General features: G+C 70.8%; 23 protein-coding genes. 8 read left to right on the top strand and 15 right to left on the bottom strand.

Features of this window, described 5'->3' with window-relative positions:
* Positions 1-61: 61 nt before the first annotated feature.
* The 6 genes from IEY88_RS45065 to IEY88_RS44155 all read right to left on the bottom strand — a co-directional run bounded on the left by IEY88_RS45065 (position 62) and on the right by IEY88_RS44155 (position 6,089).
* Positions 62-355: a DUF1990 domain-containing protein gene (locus IEY88_RS45065; RefSeq protein WP_373294093.1), complete on the bottom strand. Its 294-nt coding sequence runs from the start codon at positions 353-355 to the stop codon at positions 62-64.
* Positions 356-831: 476 nt separating this feature from the next.
* On the bottom strand, positions 832-1,167 hold the full coding sequence (locus IEY88_RS12995; protein WP_189154944.1) for a hypothetical protein: 336 nt from the start codon (positions 1,165-1,167) through the stop codon (positions 832-834).
* Between the two features lie 170 nt (positions 1,168-1,337).
* Positions 1,338-2,807 carry a PP2C family protein-serine/threonine phosphatase gene (locus IEY88_RS12990; RefSeq protein WP_189154943.1) on the bottom strand — a complete coding sequence of 490 codons (1,470 nt, stop codon included), beginning with the start codon at positions 2,805-2,807 and terminating at the stop codon, positions 1,338-1,340.
* Between the two features lie 5 nt (positions 2,808-2,812).
* Positions 2,813-3,535: a GAF and ANTAR domain-containing protein gene (locus IEY88_RS12985; protein ID WP_189154942.1), complete on the bottom strand. Its 723-nt coding sequence runs from the start codon at positions 3,533-3,535 to the stop codon at positions 2,813-2,815.
* Between the two features lie 105 nt (positions 3,536-3,640).
* Positions 3,641-5,752, bottom strand: a complete 2,112-nt coding sequence (glgX, locus tag IEY88_RS12980) for a glycogen debranching protein GlgX (RefSeq protein WP_189154941.1) — start codon at positions 5,750-5,752, stop codon at positions 3,641-3,643.
* Positions 5,753-5,882: 130 nt separating this feature from the next.
* Positions 5,883-6,089 carry a hypothetical protein gene (locus IEY88_RS44155; protein WP_229693328.1) on the bottom strand — a complete coding sequence of 69 codons (207 nt, stop codon included), beginning with the start codon at positions 6,087-6,089 and terminating at the stop codon, positions 5,883-5,885.
* A gap of 28 nt (positions 6,090-6,117) precedes the next feature.
* Between IEY88_RS44155 and IEY88_RS12975 the strand changes: the two genes are divergently transcribed.
* Positions 6,118-6,609, top strand: coding sequence for an SDR family NAD(P)-dependent oxidoreductase (locus IEY88_RS12975; RefSeq protein WP_229693327.1), 492 nt, complete (start codon positions 6,118-6,120; stop codon positions 6,607-6,609).
* Between the two features lie 12 nt (positions 6,610-6,621).
* On the opposite strand, the gene IEY88_RS12970 is transcribed toward IEY88_RS12975, so the two are convergent.
* Positions 6,622-7,233 carry a VldE C-terminal domain-containing protein gene (locus IEY88_RS12970; protein WP_229693326.1) on the bottom strand — a complete coding sequence of 204 codons (612 nt, stop codon included), beginning with the start codon at positions 7,231-7,233 and terminating at the stop codon, positions 6,622-6,624.
* 433 nt (positions 7,234-7,666) lie between these two features.
* On the opposite strand from IEY88_RS12970, the gene IEY88_RS12965 reads away from it, so the two are divergent.
* Together IEY88_RS12965 and IEY88_RS12960 are read left to right on the top strand one after the other, a co-directional pair.
* Positions 7,667-9,223 carry an HD domain-containing phosphohydrolase gene (locus tag IEY88_RS12965; protein WP_229693325.1) on the top strand — a complete coding sequence of 519 codons (1,557 nt, stop codon included), beginning with the start codon at positions 7,667-7,669 and terminating at the stop codon, positions 9,221-9,223.
* 69 nt (positions 9,224-9,292) lie between these two features.
* A complete protein-coding gene (locus IEY88_RS12960; protein ID WP_189154938.1) occupies positions 9,293-9,658 on the top strand; it encodes a DsrE family protein in 366 nt (121 codons plus the stop codon).
* A 6-nt stretch (positions 9,659-9,664) separates the two neighbouring features.
* Here IEY88_RS12960 and IEY88_RS12955 read toward each other — a convergent pair whose 3' ends face one another.
* A complete protein-coding gene (locus IEY88_RS12955; RefSeq protein ID WP_189154937.1) occupies positions 9,665-11,686 on the bottom strand; it encodes an MGH1-like glycoside hydrolase domain-containing protein in 2,022 nt (673 codons plus the stop codon).
* Between the two features lie 340 nt (positions 11,687-12,026).
* Here IEY88_RS12955 and IEY88_RS12950 point away from each other — a divergent pair, with 340 nt between their 5' ends.
* Entirely contained in the window at positions 12,027-12,230 is a 204-nt protein-coding gene (locus tag IEY88_RS12950) for a cold-shock protein (protein ID WP_189154936.1), read from the top strand.
* A 99-nt stretch (positions 12,231-12,329) separates the two neighbouring features.
* Here IEY88_RS12950 and IEY88_RS12945 read toward each other — a convergent pair whose 3' ends face one another.
* Positions 12,330-13,172, bottom strand: a complete 843-nt coding sequence (locus tag IEY88_RS12945) for a DUF1963 domain-containing protein (protein ID WP_189154935.1) — start codon at positions 13,170-13,172, stop codon at positions 12,330-12,332.
* A 226-nt stretch (positions 13,173-13,398) separates the two neighbouring features.
* Here IEY88_RS12945 and IEY88_RS12940 point away from each other — a divergent pair, with 226 nt between their 5' ends.
* On the top strand, positions 13,399-15,816 hold the full coding sequence (locus tag IEY88_RS12940) for a rhamnogalacturonan lyase (protein ID WP_229693410.1): 2,418 nt from the start codon (positions 13,399-13,401) through the stop codon (positions 15,814-15,816).
* Positions 15,817-15,862: 46 nt separating this feature from the next.
* Positions 15,863-17,326, top strand: a complete 1,464-nt coding sequence (locus IEY88_RS12935; protein ID WP_189154933.1) for a glycoside hydrolase — start codon at positions 15,863-15,865, stop codon at positions 17,324-17,326.
* A gap of 24 nt (positions 17,327-17,350) precedes the next feature.
* Here the strand turns inward: IEY88_RS12935 and IEY88_RS12930 are convergent, their stop codons facing one another.
* The 3 genes from IEY88_RS12930 to IEY88_RS12920 all read right to left on the bottom strand — a co-directional run bounded on the left by IEY88_RS12930 (position 17,351) and on the right by IEY88_RS12920 (position 18,950).
* Positions 17,351-17,545 carry a hypothetical protein gene (locus IEY88_RS12930; RefSeq protein ID WP_189154932.1) on the bottom strand — a complete coding sequence of 65 codons (195 nt, stop codon included), beginning with the start codon at positions 17,543-17,545 and terminating at the stop codon, positions 17,351-17,353.
* A gap of 81 nt (positions 17,546-17,626) precedes the next feature.
* The gene (locus IEY88_RS12925) at positions 17,627-18,106 is read right to left on the bottom strand and encodes a hypothetical protein (protein WP_189154931.1); all 480 of its coding nucleotides are present in this window, start codon (positions 18,104-18,106) and stop codon (positions 17,627-17,629) included.
* Positions 18,096-18,950 (bottom strand): hypothetical protein, encoded by an 855-nt coding sequence (locus IEY88_RS12920; protein WP_189154930.1) that lies wholly within the window; start codon positions 18,948-18,950, stop codon positions 18,096-18,098. Before IEY88_RS12920 ends, IEY88_RS12925 begins: the two co-directional genes overlap by 11 nt.
* 257 nt (positions 18,951-19,207) lie before the next feature.
* On the opposite strand from IEY88_RS12920, the gene IEY88_RS12915 reads away from it, so the two are divergent.
* The gene (locus tag IEY88_RS12915; RefSeq protein ID WP_189154929.1) at positions 19,208-20,026 is read left to right on the top strand and encodes an SDR family oxidoreductase; all 819 of its coding nucleotides are present in this window, start codon (positions 19,208-19,210) and stop codon (positions 20,024-20,026) included.
* A 9-nt stretch (positions 20,027-20,035) separates the two neighbouring features.
* Here IEY88_RS12915 and IEY88_RS12910 read toward each other — a convergent pair whose 3' ends face one another.
* Entirely contained in the window at positions 20,036-20,323 is a 288-nt protein-coding gene (locus IEY88_RS12910; RefSeq protein WP_189154928.1) for a hypothetical protein, read from the bottom strand.
* A 96-nt stretch (positions 20,324-20,419) separates the two neighbouring features.
* On the bottom strand, positions 20,420-21,367 hold the full coding sequence (locus IEY88_RS12905; RefSeq protein ID WP_189154927.1) for a helix-turn-helix transcriptional regulator: 948 nt from the start codon (positions 21,365-21,367) through the stop codon (positions 20,420-20,422).
* Positions 21,368-21,429: 62 nt separating this feature from the next.
* Between IEY88_RS12905 and IEY88_RS12900 the strand changes: the two genes are divergently transcribed.
* Positions 21,430-22,386 (top strand): alpha/beta fold hydrolase, encoded by a 957-nt coding sequence (locus IEY88_RS12900; protein WP_189154926.1) that lies wholly within the window; start codon positions 21,430-21,432, stop codon positions 22,384-22,386.
* Between the two features lie 30 nt (positions 22,387-22,416).
* On the opposite strand, the gene IEY88_RS12895 is transcribed toward IEY88_RS12900, so the two are convergent.
* Positions 22,417-23,226, bottom strand: coding sequence for a class I SAM-dependent methyltransferase (locus IEY88_RS12895; RefSeq protein WP_189154925.1), 810 nt, complete (start codon positions 23,224-23,226; stop codon positions 22,417-22,419).
* Positions 23,227-23,279: the final 53 nt, after the last annotated feature.

The raw sequence follows: 23,279 nt of genomic DNA, 5'->3' as shown, positions 1-23,279 counted from the left end.
ACAGCTCGTCTCCTCGGTGGCCGGCCTCGCGCTCGGCTATCCGGCGATCGAGCCGCCAACCTCACCGCAGCGGATCCGGCAGCGAGAGGCTCCAGCGGCCGGCGTGCTCGGTGGCGCTGGGCACGACCACCACCGGACCGTGGGCGTCGCCGGTGAGCAGCCGCAACCGTTGCCCGGCACGGCGGTAGAAGCGCAGCTGCGTGCGGCGGCCGAACCAGCGCCATCCCCGCTTCATCCACCACGGCGCGAGCGGGTGCAGCTGGGAGTAGCTGCGGGCGAAGAACTCCACGGCACCGGTGTCGTGGGTCTTGACCAGTTCGTAGTCGACCCTGCCGCGTTCGAGGTGGCCTTCCAGCGTCTCGTAGCTCCAGCCCCACCGGGGTGCGGCCGGCGGAGGACTCGTCGAGCACCTGCGTCACGCGCACCCCCATCAGGAACCGGAGACCGGGCAACCGGGCCTGCAAGAGGATGTCGCGTCCCATCAGCTCGGTACCGGCCTCGTAGAAGCCGCGGATGATCTCCGGCGGGGTGAACTCGTAGTTCGCCACCAGGGTTCGCGCGCGGTGCCACAGCCCGTTCTCCTCCGGCGGTCCCACGGCTTCGGTTCCCAGTTCGTGCCGATGCACGTCGAACGTCCACGCGGGCCGCTTGACCTCGTCCGGCGAGTAGTTGAACCCCTTCTCGCGCAACCCGTGCAGCATCGACCTGACGTCCACCCGACCGGACGGAATCACTCGCACGACCACTCCTGGGTCTTGACGGCAATGGGGCGCGCAGGGCGGCCATTGCGGCGGAGTTGCCCACCGCGAGGCGGTGAAACCAGCGGTGGCGTCACATCTCGGCGGCCCGCGTGCGGTCCTCCTGCGCGTCGGCCCGGTGCCGGCGGGCTGCGGCGAGGTGTCCCGCGGCGCCGCGGCCACCCAGCGCCGCCGCCCGCGTGTGCGCCTCCGCGGCTCGTTCGTGGGCGGTGGCGGCGTTGGCGAAGCTCCGGCGCAGCCTCTCCCGTGCTTCCGCGGCGTGGCGCCGGGCCAGGGCCAGCGCGGCCGCCGCGGTCTCCACCTGGCAGGCGGTCGACGCCCTGCCGGCGTGCGTGCGCAACTCGGCTCGGCGCGACTCCAGCAGCCGGATGCGTTCCGCCAACTCCCACGCCCGCTTCTCAGACGCCATGAGCACATGGTTTCCCTTGTGACGACGACGGCACAAGCACCTGGCAGCCTCTTCATCCTGGTGGCTCGTCGCGCAGGGGTCACGGTCGCGCCTGGGCCGTCGGGCATGCGCACCAACGGCTGCGACGCAGCTTCACACCGTACCGGCGGTGCGCGGCCGCCCGTGTCTTCTCACGGGGCCAGTTCGCCGCGCTTGATCCACCGGGCCAGCAGAACGGTCGCGTCGTCCTGCAGGACGCCGTTCTGGTGTGCCAGCACGGCCTTGGCCAATCGGCGCGTGGTCTCCGGCGGCGGGTGCGCGGCCGCGGCCTCCCGCTCGAGGAAGTCCGTCAGCCGCGTCTCGCCGAAGAACTCCCCGTTGGCGTCGCGCGCCTCCGTGACGCCGTCGGTGTGCAGGAAGAGCCAGTCGTCGGACTGCAGCGGCTCCTCGGCGATGGTCAGCTCACCGGTGCCCAGCCCGAACGGCAGCCTGCGACCGCCCGTCAGCTGCTTGACGACCTTGCCCGACCGCATCAGCAGAGGCGGCGGATGGCCGGCGTTGACGTAGCGCAGGCGACCGCTGAGCAGGTCCAGCTCGGCCAGGACGCCGGTGGCGAACGCGCCGCGCGGGAACTCGCCCGCGATCGTCTCGTCCATGGCCCTGGCCTGCTCGTACAGGCCGTGCCCCGCGCGGCGGCTGCTGCGGCAGGCGGCCAGTGCCGCAGCGGCCACAAACCCGCTGCGCATCGTGTGCCCGACGGCGTCGAAGATCGCCAGGAACGCCGTGGTCTCCGACAGGGCGTAGTCGAAGGCGTCACCGCCGACCTCGTAGCAGGGTTCCAGGACCCCGGCGATGGCGAAGCAGTCCGTCGCGGCGGTGAGCGGTGGCAGCAGCTGCCAGATCAGGTCGGCGGCCGGGGTCCTCGGCCTGTTCAGGCGCAGGACGTCCAGGCCGTCGCCGTAGTGGGTGGTGATGGTGACGAGGTGACCGATGAGGGCGGACAGCCACCGGCACCGCTCGCGCAGGCCGGCGTCGTGCGGGTCCGTTCCCTCCGGCAGGGTCACGCCGAGCACGCCGAGCCGTTCGACGCCGTCGAGCAGCGGCACCCACAGCCGAGGCCGTCCGTCGGCGCCGGAGAACACCGTCTCGATCATCCGGAACGCCCTGCCGGGCAGCGTGGAGTCCACCCCGAGCGGCACGAGGCCCTGGTCCGGCCGATCGCTCAACGGGTGCAGCACGCCCTGCTCGTAGTCGACGAGGTAGATCGTGATCTCCAGGCCCAGCGCCCTGCCCGCGGTCGCCGCGACGAGCGGCAGGCGTTCCGGGGGCGCCTGGTGCATGCCGTCGAGCAACCTGACCAGTGCCGCCAGGGAGCCGGTGCGCGGACTGCTCGCGGGCGGGCGGAACGTGTAGGGGACGCGGTGCGGCCAGGTGAGCTCGTCGAGTCGCTCGTTGATCGCGTGCGCCAGGACGTCGCGCTGCGACGGTGGTAGCGGCATCAGTCCGTGCAGGTAGGCCTCGACCTCGATCAGGCCGCTGTTCCCGCCCAGGGCGAAGTACCGCGTCCACAGGTCCTGCGCGGTCAGGCCGGAGCGGGCGAGGGCGAGCGAGAACGCCCGGAGCTGCTCGTCCTGCCCCGCCGACTGCTGGTCGTAGGACATGGCGGTCAACGATCCCGGCGGGCGGTCGACCGCACCAGCACCGCGGCCAGGTCGCGCAGCCTCTTGTTCTCGTCCAGGGAGTCACGCGCGAGCAAGGCGAACGCGGTTCCCTCGTCGACGTGCTCACGCGCCATGAGGATCCCCTTGGCCATGCTGATCACGTCCCGGCCGCGCAACTGCTCGGCGAGCGCGTCGCTGAGCCTGCGCGCGTTCTCGAACGAGCGCACGTTGGCGACCAGGATCGCCGCCTGCGCGGCGAACATCGTGAGCAGGTACTCGTCGCGTTCCCCGAACGTGGAGGGCTTGCGGCCGTACACCTTGATCGCACCGAGCGCGTCGCCCCCGGCCACCAGCGGCGCGCTCAACGCCGCCCGCATCCCCGATCCGAGCGCGGCCCCCGCCCAGCGCGGCCAGCGCGGTTCCCCGGCGAAGTCGTCGACGCGCAGCACCCGCCGCTGTTCCCACGCGCTCAGGCACGGGCCCTCGCCCAGCTCGTACTGGAGCTCGTCCAGCCCCAGCACGAGCGGGTCGGTGGCCGCCGCGGTCACCCTTCGGCCGTGCTCGTCGAGCAGCGTCACACCCGCGCCCGCGGCGCCGGGCAGTGCTTCCCCCGCCAGCGACGTCACCAGGCTCAACGCCGTGTGGACCGTCTCCCGGGACAGCAGCAGGCCCGACATCCGCGCGGACACGGCCGCGAGCTCGTCGGCGAGCGGCAGGTCGTGGTCCATGTGCCTGACTTCCCCGCGAACACCGCCGCAAACGACGCGCAGGTACTGGCCGAGGCGCTCCTCGGTGAGCGGCCACGCGCCGACGACCGACCGGTGGTCCCGGCGTCAGTTCACGCGGCGCAGCACGACCAGAGACCGCGCCGCCAGGAGCAGCTGGCCGCACGCGGTGATCGGCTTCTCCGCCTCCCCGACCTCGCCGGTCGCGGTGTCGGCCACGACCACCCACTCCGCACCGTAGGTCGCATCGGGCAGCGTCACCTCGATGTCCTCGTGGTGGGCGTTGAACGCGATCAGGAACGAGTCGTCGGACACCCGCTGGCCGCGCTCGTCGAGGTCGGGGATGCCGTCGCCGTTGAGGAAGATGACGATCGACCTGCCGAAGTCGTCCTCCCAGTTCTCGTCGGTCATCTCGTCGCCCGACGGCGTGAACCACGCGATGTCGCGCAGCTCGTCGGCCTTGCGGATCGGCCGCCCGACGAAGAACCGCTTGCGCCGGAACACCGGGTGCGCCTTGCGCAGCGCCGTGAGCCCCGAGGTGAACTCGACCAGCTCGGCGTTCTCGCCCAGCAGCGACCAGTCGACCCACGCGATGTCGCTGTCCTGGCAGTACACGTTGTTGTTGCCGTGCTGGGTGCGGCCGAACTCGTCGCCGTGCAGGATCATCGGCACTCCCTGCGACAGCAACAGGGTGGCGATCAGGTTGCGCCGCTGCCGTGCCCGCAGCTCCAGGACCCCGGGATCGTCCGTCGGCCCTTCCGCACCGCAGTTCCAGGACCGGTTGTGGCTCTCGCCGTCCTGGTTGTCCTCGCCGTTGGCCTCGTTGTGCTTCTCGTTGTACGACACCAGGTCGTTGAGCGTGAAGCCGTCGTGCGCCGTCACGAAGTTGATCGACGCGTACGGGCGGCGCCCGTCGTTCTGGTAGAGGTCGCTGCTGCCGGTGAAGCGGGAGGCGAACTCGCCGAGCGTCGCCGGCTCGCCGCGCCAGAAGTCGCGCACGGTGTCGCGGTACTTGCCGTTCCACTCCGTCCACAGTGGAGGGAAGTTGCCGACCTGGTAGCCACCGGGACCGACGTCCCACGGCTCCGCGATCAGCTTGACCTGCGACACCACCGGGTCCTGCTGCACGACCTCGAAGAACGTCGCCAGCCGGTCCACGTCGTAGAACTCCCGCGCCAGCGTCGCCGCCAGGTCGAACCGGAAACCGTCCACGTGCATCTCGGTGACCCAGTACCGCAACGAGTCCATGATCAGCTGCAACGTGTGCGGCGACCGCACGTTCAACGAGTTGCCCGTACCCGTGTAGTCCGTGTAGTACTGCGGGTTCTCGTCCTCGAGCCGGTAGTACGACTCGTTGTCGATACCGCGCATCGACAACGTCGGCCCGAGGTGGTTGCCCTCCGCCGTGTGGTTGTAGACCACGTCGAGGATGACCTCGATCCCTGCGGCGTGCAGGGCCTTGACCATGCCCTTGAACTCCTGCACCTGGTTGCCGGAACCGGCCAGCGAGGCGTAGGCGTCGTGCGGGGCGAAGAAGCCGATCGTGTTGTAGCCCCAGTAGTTGGAGAGCCCCTTCTCCTGCAGGGTGTGGTCGCTGACGAACTGGTGCACCGGCATCAGTTCGACCGCCGTGATCCCGAGCCCGGTGAGGTGGTCGATCATCGCCGGGTGCGCGAGACCCGCGTAGGTGCCCCGCAGCCGCTCCGGGATCTCCGGGTGGGCGATGGTGAGCCCGCGGACGTGCGCCTCGTAGATGACGCTCTGGTGGTACGGCGTCTTGGGCAGCCTGTCGTCCGCCCAGTCGAAGAACGGGCTGACCACCACCGACTTCGGGATGTACGGCGCGGAGTCGTCGTCGTTGCGCTCCTCCGGCGACCCGAACCGGTAGCCGAACAGCGACTCGTCCCACTCGAGCCCGTCGCTGATCGCCTTCGCGTACGGGTCGATCAGCAGCTTGTTCGGGTTGCACCGCAGGCCGCGCGCGGGGTCGTACGGCCCGTGCACGCGGTAGCCGTACCGCTGTCCCGGCCCGACGCCGTGCAGGTACCCGTGGTGGACGAAACCGTTCACCTCGGAGAGCTGGACACGCGTCTCGTGGCCGTCGTCGTCGAACAGGCACAGCTCGACGCGGTCGGCGACCTCCGAGAACAACGCGAAGTTGGTGCCGACGCCGTCGTAGGTGGCGCCGAGGGGGTAGGAGGTTCCAGGCCAGGCTTTCACGGGCGAGGTATGCCCAGATCGGCTGGTTTCAACCGGGTTGTGCTCATGGTCACCGCGGGCACGGACGCCCCAGCGCCGCCCCTGCCGTCGTCGCCGCCGCGGTGGCTCTGGTGTGAGCCGCGGACCCGCTTCACCGGCGGATCGCCTGCACGGCGGTGTCGTAGAGGTCGAGCATGTCGGCCTGTCCGCCCAGGCGCACCCACTCCTCGTTGGCCGCGTGCAGGCACACGATCGCCGCGGCCGCGATCGCGCGGGCCTGCAGTGTGCGGTGGCCGGAAGCGGGCAGTCGTGGCTCGATCAGCGGGGCGAACAGGTCCTGCCAGCGAGCCTGCTTCACCGAAGAGGACCCCGACCGCCTGCAGAGCATGATCGCGCTCAACGTCAGCGCGCTGGTCGACCTCAGCCGCGCCTACATCGACCCGCTGAGCCGCACCGACTCCGGCATCCTGGTCAACGTCGCGAGCCTGCTGGGCTTCCAGCCGACGCCGTACCTCAGCGTCTACGGCGCCACCAAGGCCTTCGTCCTCAGCTTCACCGAATCACTGTGGGAGGAGACCCGCGGCACCCGCCTGCGCGTCCTCGCGGTGTGCCCCGGCGCCACCAGCACCGAGTTCTACGACGTCGCCGGCAGCCAGTCCGCCGACTATGGCACGAAAAGGGCGACCCCCACGCAGGTCGTGAAGATCGCCCTCGACACGCTCGACCGCCGGTCCGCTCCCCGTCGGTCATCACCAACGGCCGGCCGCTCGCCGTCCTCGGCAAGCTCCTGCTGCGCCGCAAGATGGTCCGGCTCATGGGCTGGATGGCCCGCCGTCAGACCGCGATCAGCGCTGCCTGACTCCCGGCGAAACGCATGAGGAGCGAGCGGGTCAGCAGGAGACCTTGACGGTCGCGTTCGCCTGGAACGATACGTGCACGTGGTCCATGTGGTTGGCCGTGGGACTACCCCGGTCCTCCATCACCGACCAGCCGCTGCCGTCGTTGTAGCGCTGGCGCCAGATCACGTAGGTGACCCCGAACGCCTTGCGGTTGGCCAGCACGTAGTCGGCCAGGGGGTTGCCGGTGGCGGTGTCGACCATGAAGTCCAGCGCCAGACCGGTGGGGTGGTCGCCGGAGCCGCCACGGCCGGCCGCGCCGCCGATGTCGTCGACGCCGAACTTGCCCGCGATGTGGTGACCCACCTGTGCCACGTGCGGCTTCACTCCGTCCAAAGTGGTCGGACAGGGCGGCGGCGGCGGCGGTGGTGGCGGCGGAGGTGGCGGTGGCGGTGGAGTGGTCGTGGGGACCGTCGTGGTCACCGGAGGCTGCGAGGACGGCGGCGTGCTGGCCGACGACGACGGCGCGGCGGACGACGGGTCCTGGCTGGCGGAGGTCGACGGGGCGACCAGTTGGGCGGCCGCTCCGGTGGGATCGACCTGCTGGTCGGTGGTTCGGACGACCCAGAAGGTCGCGACCAGGCCCACGGTCAGGGTGGCGGCCACCGCGATGGGCAGCTTTCGACTGGCTGTCTGCTCGGTTCTATGTCGGCCCGGCATTCGGGAACACCTTGCGTTGGGGACAGGGCATGCTCACACGGGCCGCCACATTACGAAATGAACACGGGAACGTCACAGGCGAGTGTTCATGGTCACATCTCTGCTGGTGAGCGAGCCGCTACACAAGGTGAGGTCTCCACGTCCGCCGAGGTCACCGGCCCGGCCTCGCCGGGGTCGATCGGGGACAAATATTCGTGAATTCGGCGGAATGACCGCCCTGCGGCCCTGAAGCGCCGCACACGCGTCGGCCGATCACCTCCCGAGACCACCAAGCCCCCGCACCCCGTGCCGGCCCATCACCGTCCCCAGAAATCGCGGAGTCAGCCCGCCACCCACGCGAGACCCGAGCCGGGCCACGGCGCGGGGCTACGCTTCGCGGGTGGAGCCTGCCGACCGAGACGCGGGGATCGACCTGGCCGAACTGCTGGCCGCGTTCTCGCTGGCCACCGACCTCGGGCTGGGTCAGCCGATGGAGCACGTGCTCCGGTCGTGGCGGATCGCGGAACGGCTCGCGCAGCACGTGGACGTGCCTGAGGAGCAGCGGCGCTCCCTGTTCCACGTCTCGATGCTGGCCTGGGTCGGCTGCGTCGCCGACTCCCCCGAGGTGGCCGCGTCGTTCGGGGACGACATCGCGTTCCGCGCGGACAGCTACACGGCCGACCTCGCCGGGCTGGCCGGGATGGGCTTCTTCCTGCGGCGTGCCGGGCGTGGCGGGCCGATGTGGCACCGGTTGCGGGTGGCGACGACGCTGGTGCGGACCGGCGGCCAGAACGTCGTGCGGGGCATGCAGTCCCACTGCGTCACGACCTCGACGCTGGCGGAGCGGCTCGGGCTCGGGCAGGACGTGGTGACGGCGCTGCGGCAGTTCTTCACCCGCTGGGACGGGCGCGGTGTGCCGAACGGGGTGGGTGGCGACGACATCGCGCCGGCCGTGCGCCTGCTGCACTTGGCCGACGTCGTCGAGGTCCGGTATCGGACCGGCGGGATCGAGGACGCGCTCGAGGTCGCCCGCGCACGGCGTGGCCGCCAGTTCGCGCCCGGCGTGGTGGACGCGTTCCTCGCGCACGCGCCCGAGGTGCTGGCCGAGGCCGGCACCGGGATCGACCCGCTCTCGGCGGACCCGCGGCTGCGCCGTCCGCTGACCGGGGGTGAGCTGGACGCGGCGCTGGAGGCGTTCGCCGACTTCACCGACCTGCGTTGCGCCTCGCGGGCCGGGCACTCCCGCGGTGTCGCGGAGCTCGCCGCCGCGGCGGCCGGGTCGATGGGGCTCCCGGCCGGTGACGTCGTCGCCACGCGGCGTGCGGGGTTGTTGCACGACATCGGGCTGCACGGCGTACCGGTGACGGTCCTGGACCAGGCCGGACCGCTGTCGGCCACCGACCGGGAGCGCGTGCGGCTCAGCTCGTACTACACCGAGCGCGTCCTGGCCCGGCCTGCGGCGCTCGCCAGGCTGGGTGCCATCGCGGCGACGGCCCACGAGCGCATGGACGGCAGTGGGTACCACCGCGGCCTGTCCGGGGCGTCCGTGCCGATGACAGGGCGGCTCCTGGCCGCGGCGTGCGCCTACCGGGCGATGCTCGAGCCGAGGGCGCACCGGGCGGCGCTGAGCACCAAGCAGGCCGTCGACCTGGTCCGGGACGCGATCAGGGGCGGCGCGCTCGACGGCGACGCGGCCGAGGCCGTCCTCGCCGCCGCGGGCAACGGCAGCAGGCGGCGCGTGACGGGTCCGGCCGGGCTCACGCCGCGCGAGGTCGAGGTGCTGGTCCTCATCTCCCGCGGCGCGCGGACCGGCGAGGTCGCGGAAAGGCTGAGGATCTCGCGCAAGACGGCGGGCTCGCACATCGAGCGGATCTACACGAAGACCGGGGCGTCGTCCCGCGCGACCGCGACGTTGTTCGCGCTGCGCAACGGCCTGCTCGACCCGCTCGATCTGTAGGGAGAACGCCCGACGACACGGCCCCGGCCCGCTCCTAACGTCCTGTTCCCGACGAATAAGGAGCAGATCATGCCGAACAAAGCCGTCATCAGCCTCTGCACCGGTCTCGAGGACGCCGAGAAGGTGACCGTCGCGTTCCTCGTGGCGATCGGCGCCGCCGAGACCGGGCGGGAGACGCTGATGTTCCTGTCCAAGGAGGCGGTGCGCCTCTCGCTGATCGGCACCGCCAAGGGCACCGCGTGCGAGGGCTGCCCGCCGCTCGCGGACCTGCTCCAGCGCTACGAGGCGGCGGGCGGCCGGTACTTCGTCTGCCCGCTCTGCTTCAACGCGAAGCAGCTCGACGCCGACGCGCTGATTCCGGGCGCGGAGATCAACGGCACGATCCCGATGTGGAAGTGGATCGGCGACGAGCCCGCGACCACGTTCAGCTACTGAGACCGGTCACGGTCCGCCGTAGCCGAGCCAGTCGAGGTTGACCGCCCCGGTGTCACCCGCGCCGTAGGACAGCGTGACCACCGGGTCGCGGCCGCTCAGCGGGACGTCGTCGAAGGTCACCGTGCCCCAGGCGTCCCAGCTGTCGGAGACCTTCGGGAAGCTGACCTGGCGCACGGCACGCCCGTCCACCGACAACGTCATCGTGCGCGCGTCGTCGTGGGCGTTCGCGTACCGCAGGGTGAGCGCGCCCGAGCCTGGTGCCGCCGACGCGCGGTGCAGTGTGAACGACGACGCGGCGCCCTGCGCCCAGAGTCCGTCGACGAACGCCCGGCCGGAGTAGCCGGTGTGGTTCACGTTGGTCTTCACGCCGCCGGTGTTGCGCGCGTCCTCGGCCTCCAGGCGGCCGGGGGCGGGGCAGCCGGAGACCGTGCCCGCGGTGTCTGCGCAGCGGTCCCGCGCGTCGGTCACGCCGTCGCCGTCCCGGTCGCCGCCGGTCGCTCCCGTCATCGTGATCTCGACGGTGTGCGCGCCTGTGAGCGTCGCGGGGATCTCGGCGCGGGACGGGCGGCCGTCGACGGTGACCGAGCGGACCGTGCTGCCCGCCCCGCGCAGCGCGATCGTCAGGTCGGCGCCGCGGTAGCGCACGTCGCGCAGGGTGACGTCGCCCCAGCCCGCCGGCAGGTTCGGCGCGAACGTCAGCCCCCGGTCGGTGTACCCGAGCCCGAAGAGTCCGGTGTGGACCATGTCGAGGAACGCCGTGGCCGACCAGGTCTGGTCGGGTTCGGAACCCCAGTGGAACTTCACCGTGTCGCCCAGTCGCTGGAAACCGCCGTCGACGACGCCGGTGGTGCCGTTGTAGATCTCCCAGAAGCCGCTGTTGTTGTTCGCGAGCTTCGCGAGGCGCGCCGTCTCCGCGGCCAAGCGGTTCTGGTCGCCCTGCCGCGCCGCCGCCTTGGCCCACAGGCCCTGCACGAGCGGCCACACGATCGCGTTGTGCCGGCCGGGCTGCGCCTCGGAGTAGCGGTCCCAGTGCGGGAACGTGTCGGGCATGCCCCAGGTCATCCCGCGGGCGTTCTGGAGGATCGACCGCGCCTGAGCGGGGTCCGCGATGCCGAAGAGGATCGCGAACGCGAGCCCGGTGCCTTCCTGGTGGGCGCCGGGCGTGCCGTCGGCGAGCAGCTGGTAGTTGTACAGGCCGGTCGCCGGGTTCCAGAAGTACCGGTTGATCGCGGTCTTCAGCGCGGCGGCCTTCGCCCGGTGGCCGGCGGCCTCCTGCGGTTGTCCCAGGCGCTCGGCCATGTTGGCGGCGTTGACGTAGGCGGCGTAGTAGACCTCGTTGGTGCTCAGGTACATCCCGCTCGCGATGCCCGGCCACGGCATGCTGCCGGTGCTGACCGACTCGGTCGCGTCGGCGGGAGGCGCGGGGTAGCCGGCGATGCCGTCGTTGAAGAAGGACGCGCCGGTGAACAGGCCGTAGGCGGGGTTGAAGCCGGCCGTGGTCGCGTTCTCCCTGATCGTCAGGGTGTTCCTGGCGGTGCGGTAGGCGTCGCCGAGGAACTCCCGGTCGCCGGTGACGAGGTAGTGGTGCCACGCGGCGGTGAGCCAGATGACCTGGTCCCACTGCTGGTCGTCCTGCTGCACCCGCAGGGCGCCGGCGGTGTCCTTGTCGACGACGGCCCACAGCGTGTTCCTCGCCAGTGCCGGGGACAACAGACTGGCCGCGTTCCAGCTGTTGATCGACGCGTCCCGCGTCCACGGCTGCTCGTAGCCGCCGCCCGCGCGGACGATGCCGACGGCCGGGTCCAGCAGACCGCTCCTGTTGTGGCGTTCGTCGTAGCCCACCGTGTTGACGCGCAGCAGATTGTCCAGCGCGGCCGTGTAGGCGGAGCCGTACAGCGCCTGACTTCGCGGGTTGGTGAAGGTGAGCGAGGGTGTGGTGGCCGCTGTCGCGGGTGCGGCACCGGTGACCACGCCGCACATCGTCATCAGGGCCACGAGGACACGACCGACCGCCCGCCGGGAGCTCATCCGGTGCACCTTTCCCGGCACCCGGACCCGACCGGAGCCGCAAGGGCAGCGAACCATGAAAGCGCTCCCACACACCGGATCGCGGAGGTTCCTGTCCGCTTCTGTCAGAGCCCGGCACAGGCGTCACGCCGCAGGGGATCGACACTCATCGGCCCCTGATCGACATCCCCTCCTGCGCGATCGACGCGGAGGGTGTAACCTGATGGCATCTGGAATGGTTTGGACGTACGGTCGCCCGTGACCACAGTCACGGGCATTTTGCTGTTCACCGTCTCCGACCAGGGCAGATCACCCCGGCTCCCGCACAGTGCGGGCGCCACATTCATGCTTGGAGTGCACCATGGCCACCGGAACCGTCAAGTGGTTCAACGCCGAAAAGGGATTCGGCTTCATCGAGCAGGACGGTGGCGGCGCCGACGTCTTCGCCCACTACTCGAACATCGTCGCGCAGGGCTTCCGTGAGCTCCAGGAGGGCCAGAAGGTCTCCTTCGACATCACGCAGGGCCAGAAGGGCCCGCAGGCGGAGAACATCGTTCCCGCCTAGTCCCCTGCCGCCGTCGGACCACCGACGGCATGCGCGCGGACTGCACCAGAGCCCGGCCGGATGGATCATCCAGCCGGGCTCTGTGCTGTTCGGTGGTGGCTATTCGAGGAACTCCGTGACGGTGAGGACCTCGTCCAGCCGGAGGGCGGCGAGGTCGTCGTGGCGGACCAGGAAGCGTCCGACGTGGAGTTCGTCCGCCCTGAACTGGGCGAGCGGCACCCACTCCCGCATCACGCGGTCGAGTTCCTCCTCCATGGCGAACATCATCTCGTCCGGCGTCGTGCCGGCCTTCCGGTCCTTGATGTTCTCCCAGGCCATCCCGGCCTCCGGGGTCGCGTGGACGTTCTTGCCGGAGAGGCCCCCGGTGTGCCCGGAGTAGCCGCCGATGCGGATCTCGGCCTGCTGACCCTTCGGCCAGAGGCTGCCGACCAGGGCGACGAGCTCGTGCCGGTGCGGTAGATCCCGCGCCTGGTGCTGCTGGTAGCCGGACAGGGCCTGCTCGTCCATGCCGAGCCAGTGGGGCAGTTCCGGCCGGACTCGGGCGAAGAGGTCATGGCCCCCGTCGACGGACACGGCACCCGAGTCGGCCGGCACGTGCACCACTCGCGCGAACCTCTGCGCGTCCTCGGCGGAGTCGGCCTCCACCGCCTCCTCGTGGTCGAGGAAGAAGAGCAGCGAGCCGTCCTTCGGCAGCGCGAGGTCGTCGATCCCCGGCAGCGCCGCGCAGTCGAACGACGCCACGAACGGCAACGTCCCCGCTCCGGCTAACAGCCGTTCCGCGTCCCCGTGGAGTGGCCGCCCACCGCGGCGGCCGACCGGGGAGCCGTGGGGCTCGCTGCCCGTCCAGATGGCGAAGCGGAGGAACTGGCCGAACCTCGCGACCTCGTCGTCCGGGACGCCCAGTTCGAGTGCGGAACGCCGGAATTGCTCGTGAAGATCCATGCGCCTCATGATCACAGATCCCGATCACGGCCCTCGCGACGGAGTCCTTCGCGGACGCCTCGATCGAGTCGAACGGATCGCCTGCGAGATGTCGAATCTCGTCGAACGCCGCGTCGATTCGACCGTCACTGCGCCAACACCCTGGGAAAACGCTTTCCTCCTTGTACATCAACAAATCTGACACTTGCGCGCCGGGTGGGAACGGTTCATGGTAACCAGCGTGGTGATGCGACGAGGTGTCCTGCTCGCGGTGGTGACCGCCGCCCTCCTGACCGGCCCGCTGCCTGCCACCGCACAGGCGTGGCAGCCCTCCCCCGCACCGCTCGAGCACCTCGACCGCGGGCTCGTCGCGTCCACCACGGCCGGTGGTGTGCACCTGAGCTGGCGCCTGCTCGGCCGGGAGGCCACCGGCGCGGGCACCACCGGTCTGCGCGGACCGGACTTCGTGGTCTACCGCGACGGAAAGCGCCTGGCGACCGTCACGGACAGCACCACCTACCTCGACCCGTCCCCCACCGCCGGTGCGCGGTACCAGGTCGCGCCGGTCGTCCACGGTGTCACGCTCGGGCGTAGCAAGGCCGTGACGGCGTGGACGAACCACTACCACGATCTGCCGTTGCGCAAGCCGGCGGACGGCGTGACGCCCGCGGGCGAGAGCTACACCTACTCGGCCAACGACGTGAGCGTGGGCGACGTGGACGGCGACGGGCAGTACGAGTACGTCGTGAAGTGGGATCCCAGCAACTCCAAGGACGTCTCGCAGGTCGGCTACACCGGGCCGGTCTACCTCGACACCTACCGGTTCGACGGGACGTTGCTGCACCGCGTCGACCTCGGCGTGAACATCCGCGCGGGCGCGCACTACACCCAGTTCCTCGTGCACGACTTCGACGGGGACGGGCGCGCGGAGCTGATGACGAAGACCGCGCCGGGCACGAAGGTCGTCGGCCGCGACGGCCGGAGCCGGTACGTCACGATGCCGCGCGAGGACGTGCGGGCGGGGTACTCGCATTCCGACGACCACCGCCTGAGCCCCGACGGCTACCGCGATCACCTCATCGGGATGTTCCGCTCCTGGCACGCGCATCCCGAGGTCGTCGCGGGTCGCTGGCCCGCGACCATCGAGCAGGCGCTGGGAATCGAGCCGCGGTACGCGTACCCGCTGTCCCAACAGGACGCCGCTGCCCTGGCCGACCACTTCATGGACGTCTACGCGCCGAGCCGCAGCGCCAACAACAAGCTGCGTCAGTTCGCCGGCTTCGTCGTGAGCGGACCGGAGTACCTGACGGTGTTCGACGGCGCCACCGGCCGCGAGCTCCAGACGGTGCGCTACGAACCGGGTCGCGGCGACGACGGGCTGATGTGGGGCGACTACGCGATGAGCCGGATCGAACCGGGCAACCGCGTCGATCGCTTCCTGGCCGGAGTTGCCCACCTGGACGGCAAACGCCCGTCCGCGATCTTCGCTCGCGGCTACTACACCCGGTCCGCGGTCGCCGCGTACGACTGGAACGGTCGGCGACTCACGAAGCGCTGGCTCGCCGACAGCGGCTGGGTGCCGATGACGAACCCGTTCCGCGACAGCCCGCACGGCCGTGACGGCACGAACCCGAGCCACGCCAAGATGACGACTCAGGGCGCGCACTCGCTCAGCGTCGCCGACGTGGACGGTGACGGCAGGCAGGAGATCGTCTACGGCGGCGCGACGCTCGACCACGACGGCTCGCTGCTGTACAGCTCCACCGGCGTGCTGCCACCCGGGAGCGCGGATCCGGGAGCGGCGGTCCGGGTCGGTCACGGTGACGCCCTGCACGTCACCGACATCGACCCGAACCGTCCCGGCCTCGAGACCTACATGGTGCACGAGGGAGCGCGCTCCGCCCCGTACGGCTACACGCTGCGCGACGCGCGGACCGGCGAGGTTGTCTACGGCGCGTACTCCGGCATGGACACCGGCCGCGGCATGGTCGGCGACGTGCGTCCCGACGTACCCGGTCTGGAGACGTGGGCGTCGATGCCGGGCGGTTCGGACTCGGCCGGCATCCGGAGCGCGGACGGACGGCAGCTCGACACCCGTTCCCCCGGAACGAACACGAGCATCCGCTGGGCCGGCGACATGACCACCCAGATCGTGAACGGCGCCCAGGACGTGACGCCGACCATCGACGACTGGAGGCGCGGCACGCTGCTCACCGCCACCGGGACCCGGACCAACAACGGCACCAAAGGCACGCCGTCGCTCGTGGCCGACGTCTTCGGCGACTGGCGCGAGGAGCTCGTGGTCCGCACCCAGGACAGCTCGGCCCTGCGGTTCTACACCAGCACGGAGCCCACGAACCGCAAGATGTACACGCTGATGCACGACCGCCAGTACCGCGTCGAGGTGGCCCGCCAGCAGACCGCCTACAACCAGCCGTCCTACCCGGGCTTCTACCTGGCGTCCGACGTCGACTGGTCGCGCGTGCCCCTCCCCTCCCGACCGAGGAAGAACACCGCTACCCGAGGGGACGCGCCGGTGAAGGTTCTCGTCATCGCCGCCGTGCCGTGCCCGCGTGGGTGGCAAGCCAAGTTCGGCGTATCCGTCGGCTGTTCGGCCGACGAAGTCACGCGGTCACGCCACAGGGAATCGTCGACGCCATCATGAGCGGCCTCCGCTAGCCGGTACCGCACAACCGAGTCTGGAGGTCCTCATGGTCACCCGCAGGACGATGCTGGCCGGAGCGGCCGCCGCCGTCGCCACCGCGATGGGCGCGGCAAGCGCTCAGGCGGACGAGACCGTCACCGTCGACCCCGGCACCGACCACGGCACCTGGGAAGGCTGGGGAACCTCGCTCGCCTGGTGGGCCAACGTGTTCGGCGACCGCGACGACTTCGCGGACCTGTGGTTCACCACCAAGAACGTCGTCTACAACGGACAGTCGCTGCCCGGCCTGGGGATGAACATCGCGCGGTACAACCTCGGCGCGTGCAGCTGGAACTCCGTCAACGGCGAGACCATGGTCACCTCGCCGAACATCCCGCGCTTCAAGCAGATCGAGACCTACTGGCAGGACTGGCGCGACACCGATCCCGCCTCGCCGGCGTGGAACTGGGCCGCCGACGCCAAGCAGCGTGCGGCGGTGGTCAAGGCCGCGGCGCGCGGTGCGATGACGGAGCTGTTCTCCAACTCCCCGGCGTGGTGGATGTGCCTCAACCACAACCCCTCCGGTGCCGCCAACGCCGCGAACGACAACCTGCAGTCGTGGAACCAGCGCAACCACGGCGTGCAACTGGCGGAGGTGGCCAGGCACTTCCGCGACCACTGGGGTGTCACGTTCCGCACGATCTCCCCGTTCAACGAGCCGGCGTCGAACTACTGGTCCGCGACGGGGAGGCAGGAGGGCTGCCACTTCGACCCGGCCACCCAGCGCCCCGTCCTGCAGTACTTGCGCCAGGAGATGAACAACCGGGGCCTGTCCGGCATGCGCATCGCCGCGTCGGACGAGACCAGCTACGACGCGGCGCACAGCACGTGGACCTCTTTCGACGCCACCACGAAGTCCGTCGTGAACCAGATCAACGTCCACGGCTACCAGGGTTCGGGCGGACGGCGTGACCTCGTGCACGGCGACGCCCGGTCGGCGGGCAAGGTCCTGTGGAACTCCGAGTACGGCGACAAGGACGGCACGGGGCTCTCCCTGGCGAGCAACCTGTGCCTGGACTGGCGCTGGCTGCACCCGACGGCGTGGTGCTACTGGCAGGTGATGGATCCGACGCCGGCCTGGGCGTTGATCGACTACAACCCGGACACGCTGCGGGCCGGCTCCGTGCAGAACAAGCTGTACGTGCTCGCGCAGTTCACCCGGCACATCCGGCCGGGCATGCGCATCGTCTCGGCCTCCGCCGGGAACACCGCCGCCGCGTACGACCCGTCGTCGCGCCGGCTCGTCGTCGTGGGGGTCAACACCGCCACGTCGGCGCAGACGATCACCTACGACCTCTCCCGGTTCGGCACCCTGCCGACCGGCCTGATCACCCGCTGGTCCACGTCGACGACCAGCGGCAGCGACCGCTACGTCCAGCGCACCGACGTCCGGCTCACCGGGAACCTGCTCCGGGTCCCGTTCGCCGCGGGCCAGGTGCAGACCTTCCACCTCGACGGCGTGTCTGCCTGACCGCGGTGAAGCCCTCGCCTGGCCTCAATTCTTCTGGCGCCGGCCCACGAACAGGGCCACTGCGAACAGGAAGGTGAGCGCACCGAAGGCGATGCTGATGAAAGGGCTCAGACCGGCCACCGAGGTGCTGGCGTTGGCCACCGCGCTGACGACCAGAGCCGACCAGAGGGCCGCGCGGCGAGATGACTGGGACTGGGCGGAGTTCGTTTCGTTCGTCATGGTTCGAAGCTAGCCGCGACGACACGTCGTTTCCGATACCACCTGCGCCCGTTCTGGAGGTAGAGCCTGCTCCACTGGACTTCAGCTGAGCAGTTCCGCCATGTGCACGACGTGGCAGGAGGCCCACGAGAGGTGTCCTCCGCCGTGAAAGACCACCTGAACGTCCTCGTCTCGCGTCACCTCGGCCACCTGGCCGACCGGCCCGATCGACCCGTGCAGCCGGACAACGTCTCCCGGCGCGAGGTCGTCCGCGGACTTCTGCCCGATGTTGCGCGCGGAGGAGGACGGCCTCAGCCAGGCGGTGACGACCCACCACACCGCGCCGGACACCACCGGCGCCGTGACCACCAGGATCCCGGCCGCCACGGGAAACGCGGGCACCACCGCGACCGCCACGATCGGTGCCCACAGGAGCCCGACGGTCGCGGCGACGTACACGGAGCTCACCGGCCGGTCCCCGACCTGGAGCCAGCCCGTGGTGCGCACCCAACCGGCCTTGGTCAGGCCGCGAGGCACCCCGCCGTCCGCGAGGCGGGGCGCCGCGGGGCTCTCACTTCGCACGCCGCCACCTCAGCTCGCCCTTGTCGTTGCGGGTGCAGACCAGCTCCCGGCCGGCGATGGTCGTGCCGCGCTCTCCCTCCCGGTCGCACCGCGTGCCCGCCAGGGCGGCTGGCCGCGGGCCGTCGGCCTGCGAGGACGACGTCGGTGAGGGCGGTGACGACGACGGCTGAGGGCTGGCCTCGGTCGTCGTGACCGGAACCGTGGTCGTCGTGGTGGACGTGCTCGGCGCGGTCGAGGACGGCGCGCTGGACACCGGCGTCTCGACGACCTCGCACCCGGCCGCCCACCGGCCGCGACGGTCCTGACGCGCGGCGGCCTCGACCGGCGCGAGCTCCTCGCGGCTGGACGGGTCCGCCGGCGCCGCGCCGTCCCGCACGACCGTCCGCGCGTAGTCCCGTCCGTCCGGCAGCACCACGTCCACCACGACCTGGTCCCCTCCGGAGGTGCCGTCCCTCCGCACGAGGAGCCGCACCTCCTTGCCCAGCAACAACTCCCGGGCGGCGGCGCGGGACTCGGCGAGCCAGCAGTCCGTGTCCCGGCGCACCCCCGCGACACGGGCGCGGAAGGGAAGACCGGTGTCCGGTTCCACTCCCTCGAAGGAGTCCACTTCGGACACCTCGCGGACGGTCGCCTCGACGGAGTCGCCTCCCCGTGCGGATTGTTCGAGCCCGGAGCTCCCCCGCGCGACCGGGAACGCGTCACCGCCGAACGTGACCGCTCCCGTGGCGGCGACCGTGGTGATGACGCTCAGGCCCGCGACGGCGAGCCTCGGACCCTGACCGGAACGCCACCACAGGCGGCGGACGATCCCAGGACGCGTGAGCGGTGTGGCTGAAGTGTGCAACGGCGATCCTGCCTCGACGAAGGTCGGAAATGGTATGGACCAGGCAGGCCCGCGTCGACCCCCAGAAGGTCACAGCTTCGGCTTTTCACCTGGCAGAGCGACTGCGCGCCGCCACCAGGCCAGTGTTGTCAGCAACAAATGTGTTCGTCAAGAATGTAAATGGTTCAATCAAATTTCGTCGTCATCTTGACGGAGGCGCTGCTGTGATTGCCGCTGCACGCTGTTCTGCCGTCGGCGGCGGGCGCGATACTGCTCCGATGACGGCGAAAGCGGGCGCGGTCGTGACCGGGGCCGGGCGCGGCGTGGGCAAACTGGTCGCGCGGATGCTGGTCGAACGCGGCCACACGGTGCTGGTCACCGACGTCGACGAGGCCACCGCCACCGCGACGGCCACCGAGATCGGCGCGATCGCACGCGTGCTGGACGTGCGCGACGACGCGGCGGTGGCAGCGGCACGCGACGACATCGTCGCCCGCGCGGGCAGGCTCGACGTCTGGGTCAACAACGCCGGGGTGCTGGTGACCGGGCCCGCGTGGGAGCAGGACGCCGCCACCCGCAGACTGATGATCGAGGTCAACACCCTCGGCACCATCAACGGGACCGTCGCCGCGATCGAGGCCATGCGCGGTCACGGCGGCGGTCACGTCGTGAACGTCGTGTCCCTCGCGGGCATCACGGCCGTCGTGGGCGAAGCGGTGTACGCCGCCTCCAAGCACGCGGCCCTCGGCTTCAGCCTCAGCACCCTCGCCGACCTCCGCCAGGCGGGCATCCGGGACATCGACATCTCGTGCGTCTGCCCGGACGGCATCTGGACGCCGATGCTCCACGACAAGCTCGACGACCCGGCTGCCGCGCTGTCGTTCTCCGGCACGCTGCTGCAGCCCGCCGACATCGCCGCCGCCGTCGCCGCCGTGCTCGACAGGCCCAGACCGGTCACCATCGTCCCGAGGTGGCGCGGGGCACTGGCCCGGCTCGCCGACACGTTCCCGCGCTTCGGGCTGCGCGCGCTCCCGTTCATGGTGGCGCAGGGCCGCCGGACCCAGCGCAAGCTGCTGGCGCGCGAGCGGCGGGACTGATCGTCGTGCTCATGAGTCCGGACTTGCCCAGGTGGCTGCCAGCGCGAGCAACCGTTCGGCGAAGGCGTCGCTGCCGCACCGTTCCGGGTCGAGCCCGAAGTGGTCCTCGACCTCGGTCCACAGGTACTCCGACAGCGATGCGCGAGTGGCACCGCGGGTGAGCCGCTCCCAGAGCGGGGCGAGCAGGCAGTCGTACTCGTCGTCGACGACGTCGGCGACGCCGATCGGGTCCCACTCGTTGAGCAGGTGACGCAGATCGGCGTGGCGGGGGCCGCGCACCCCGGGGTTGTCGATCATCCAGAACGCCGTGACGTGGCGCCGCCGGTGAGGAAGTTGTTGGGACGACGCTATTCACACGGCGTCCACGGCGTCAACGCCAATACCGTCGCGCTCTCAGCCGTACCGCTCGACGAGCGCACCGCCGATCGAGGCCAACTGGTCCCGCACCCCCGGCGGACCAGTCACCTCCAGCCACTCCACCAGCCCGGCCAACTCGCCCGCGAGCGCGTACTCGTTGTACCCCCGGATCACGACCTCGACACGACCGTCCGGTGTGGACGCTCCCACCTGAAGTCGGTCGCCGATCACCATGCGCAGACGGCTCATCGCGTGGGGCACGCACACCGCCTGGACCTCGAGGGGCGTTCGCCTGCGGTCGACCTCGTCCGCGATCTCGCGCCAGCTCTCGGCGAGGTCGAAGTCCTCTGGCCGGCGCACGGGCTCGCCGGTCGGGTCGGCGAACGACACGCGGTCGATGCGGAAGGTCCGCCGGCCGGCGTCGGTGGTGGCGACGAGGTACCACCACGGGCCCTTCGCGACGACGCCCAGCGGGTGGACGGTTCGCACGGTCTCGGCGCCTTTGCCGTCGACGTAACCGAACCGCACCTGGACGCCGCGGATCACCGCGTCCTGCAGTTCGTCGAGGAAGCGGGGTGACCGGCGCTCGACCCTGCTCGTCCCCCAGCGTTGCGGGTCGACGACCAACGACGACGCCGCAGCCTCGGCCTGCACGCGGAAGGGTTCCGGCAGGGCCTGGACGAGCTTGCGCAGCGCAGCTTTCACGGCGGGCGTCGCGGCCGAGGCCTGGCCGGCGACCAGGAACAGGGCGCGGGCCTCGCCCGCGGTCAAACCGGACAGGTCGGTGCGGGCGCCGCCCACGAGACGCCAGCCGCCGCCCCGGCCCTGCGTCGAGTAGACGGGCACCCCGGCCATCGCCAGGGCGTCGAGGTCCCGGCGGGCGGTGCGCTCGGAGACCTCCAACTCCTTGGCGACCTCCGCCGCGGTCACCTGTTCGCGCCGTTGCAGCATCAGGAGGACGGCCACCAGCCGGTCGGTTCCCACGCCGGTAAGGCTGTCACGGAAACCGGTCATGGGTTGACCGGTTTCGGTCGCAGGATGGCGTCATGACCTCACTGAAGATTCTCCCGGCCGACTTCCCCGAGCCCACACTCGTCCGAGTCAACGGCGTGGAGCTCGAAGTGTTCGAAGCAGGCCGGGAGAACGCGGGCGGAGCCGTCGTGCTCTGCCACGGCTGGCCGGAGCACGCGTTCTCCTGGCGCCTCCAGATGTCCGCTCTCGCCGCGGCGGGGTACCACGTCATCGTCCCGAACCAGCGCGGTTACGGGAACTCGTCGCGCCCGGCCGCGGTCACGGACTACGACATCGCGCACCTGACGGGTGATCTCGTCGCCCTTCTCGACCACCACGGCTACGAGGACGCCACCTTCATCGGCCACGACTGGGGCGCGAACGTCGTCTGGGGACTGGCCCTGCTGCACCCGGACCGCGTCAACAGGGTGATCAACCTGAGCCTGCCCTACCTCGAACGCGGCGAGAAGCCCTGGGTCGAGTTCCTGGAGGACCTGCTCGGCGGCGACTCCCACCTCGTCCACTTCAACCGGCAGCCCGGCGTGGCGGACGCGGTGTTCGACGCGAACACCTCCCGGTTCCTGCGCAACCTGTTCCGGAAGAACGAACCTCCTCGTGAGCCGCAGCCGGGCATGGCGTTCATCGAACTCGCCCACGCGGAAACGCCACTGGGCGATCCGGTGATGAGCGAAGACGAACTGGCCGTTTTCGTGTCCGCGTTCGAAACGTCGGGGTTCACGGGAAGCCTGAACTGGTACCGGAACCTCGACCGCAACTGGCACCTGCTGGCGGACGTGGATCCCGTCGTCCACCAGCCCGCGCTCATGGTCTACGGCGACCGGGACGTGATCGCGAGGTCCGCGAACCTGGCCGAGTTCGTGCCCGGCGTCGAGGTGACCAGCCTGGATGCCGGCCACTGGATCCAGCAGGAGAAGCCGGACGAACTGAACCAGGCGATCCTCGAATGGCTCGGACGGGCCCGGAGGTCGTGAGCAACTCGCCTCCAGCCCGCGAGGCGCACGTCACGTGAGGCGGCGCCCGGCGCCGATCAGCGTGGTGGCGTCGAGCTCCGTCACGCCCCCGTCCCGCAACGACGCCAGATAGGTCTCCCGCACGGTGTCCACCAGCTCCGCGGGCACCTTCGCGAGCGCTCCCCGGAAGCCGGAGCCGACGATGACCAGCCACGCCACCTCCGGCGTCATCGTCAGCGCCCTCTCGTGCACGGTCACCTCGACGTCAGCGAGACCGCGCTCGGTCAGCCACACCGCGTACGGGTCCGCCTGATTGACCCGGTCGATCAGGTGAGGCGGCCGGGGCGCCGGCACCGGGGTGTTCGTGACCTCGGCGATCGCGAGGCCGAGATGACGACCGGCCGCGGCCATCGACTCACCGCGCCAGATCGTGAACACCACCCGCCCGCCAGGCCGCGCCCGGCTGATCAGGTGGTCGGTCCCGGCCGTCATGTCGGGGAAGAAGAAGATGCCGAGGGCCGACTGCACCAAGTCGTACCCCTCATCTGGCCACGTCGTCACGTCCGCCTGGTGCGCCCGCAGCTGGGGCAGGTCTGCCGAGAGCCGGCGCAGCTCGTCGACCATCGGACCGGAGACGTCGACCGCGTCGACCTGCCCGTCCGCCCCGACCAGCCTCGCGGACGGGATCGCCGAGGCACCGGTGCCGCAACAGGCGTCGAGGACGCGTTCGCCGGGCCTCGGGTCGGCCACCGCGAGTGCCGCCGCGGCGATCGGCTCCCACAGGTGACGTCGCAGCGCGGTGAAGTCCGCCGCCGCGGCGTCGAAGGCACCGCGGATCTCGGTCTGCCGATCGTCAGCCATGAGCTCCCCTGTTCGCTCCCGTGTGGACGGACCCGGCGGCCGACGACGTCAAG

It is taken from the genome of Lentzea pudingi (assembly GCF_014646255.1).
Taxonomy (GTDB): domain Bacteria; phylum Actinomycetota; class Actinomycetes; order Mycobacteriales; family Pseudonocardiaceae; genus Lentzea; species Lentzea pudingi.
This window is presented reverse-complemented; position numbering and strand designations above follow the sequence as displayed.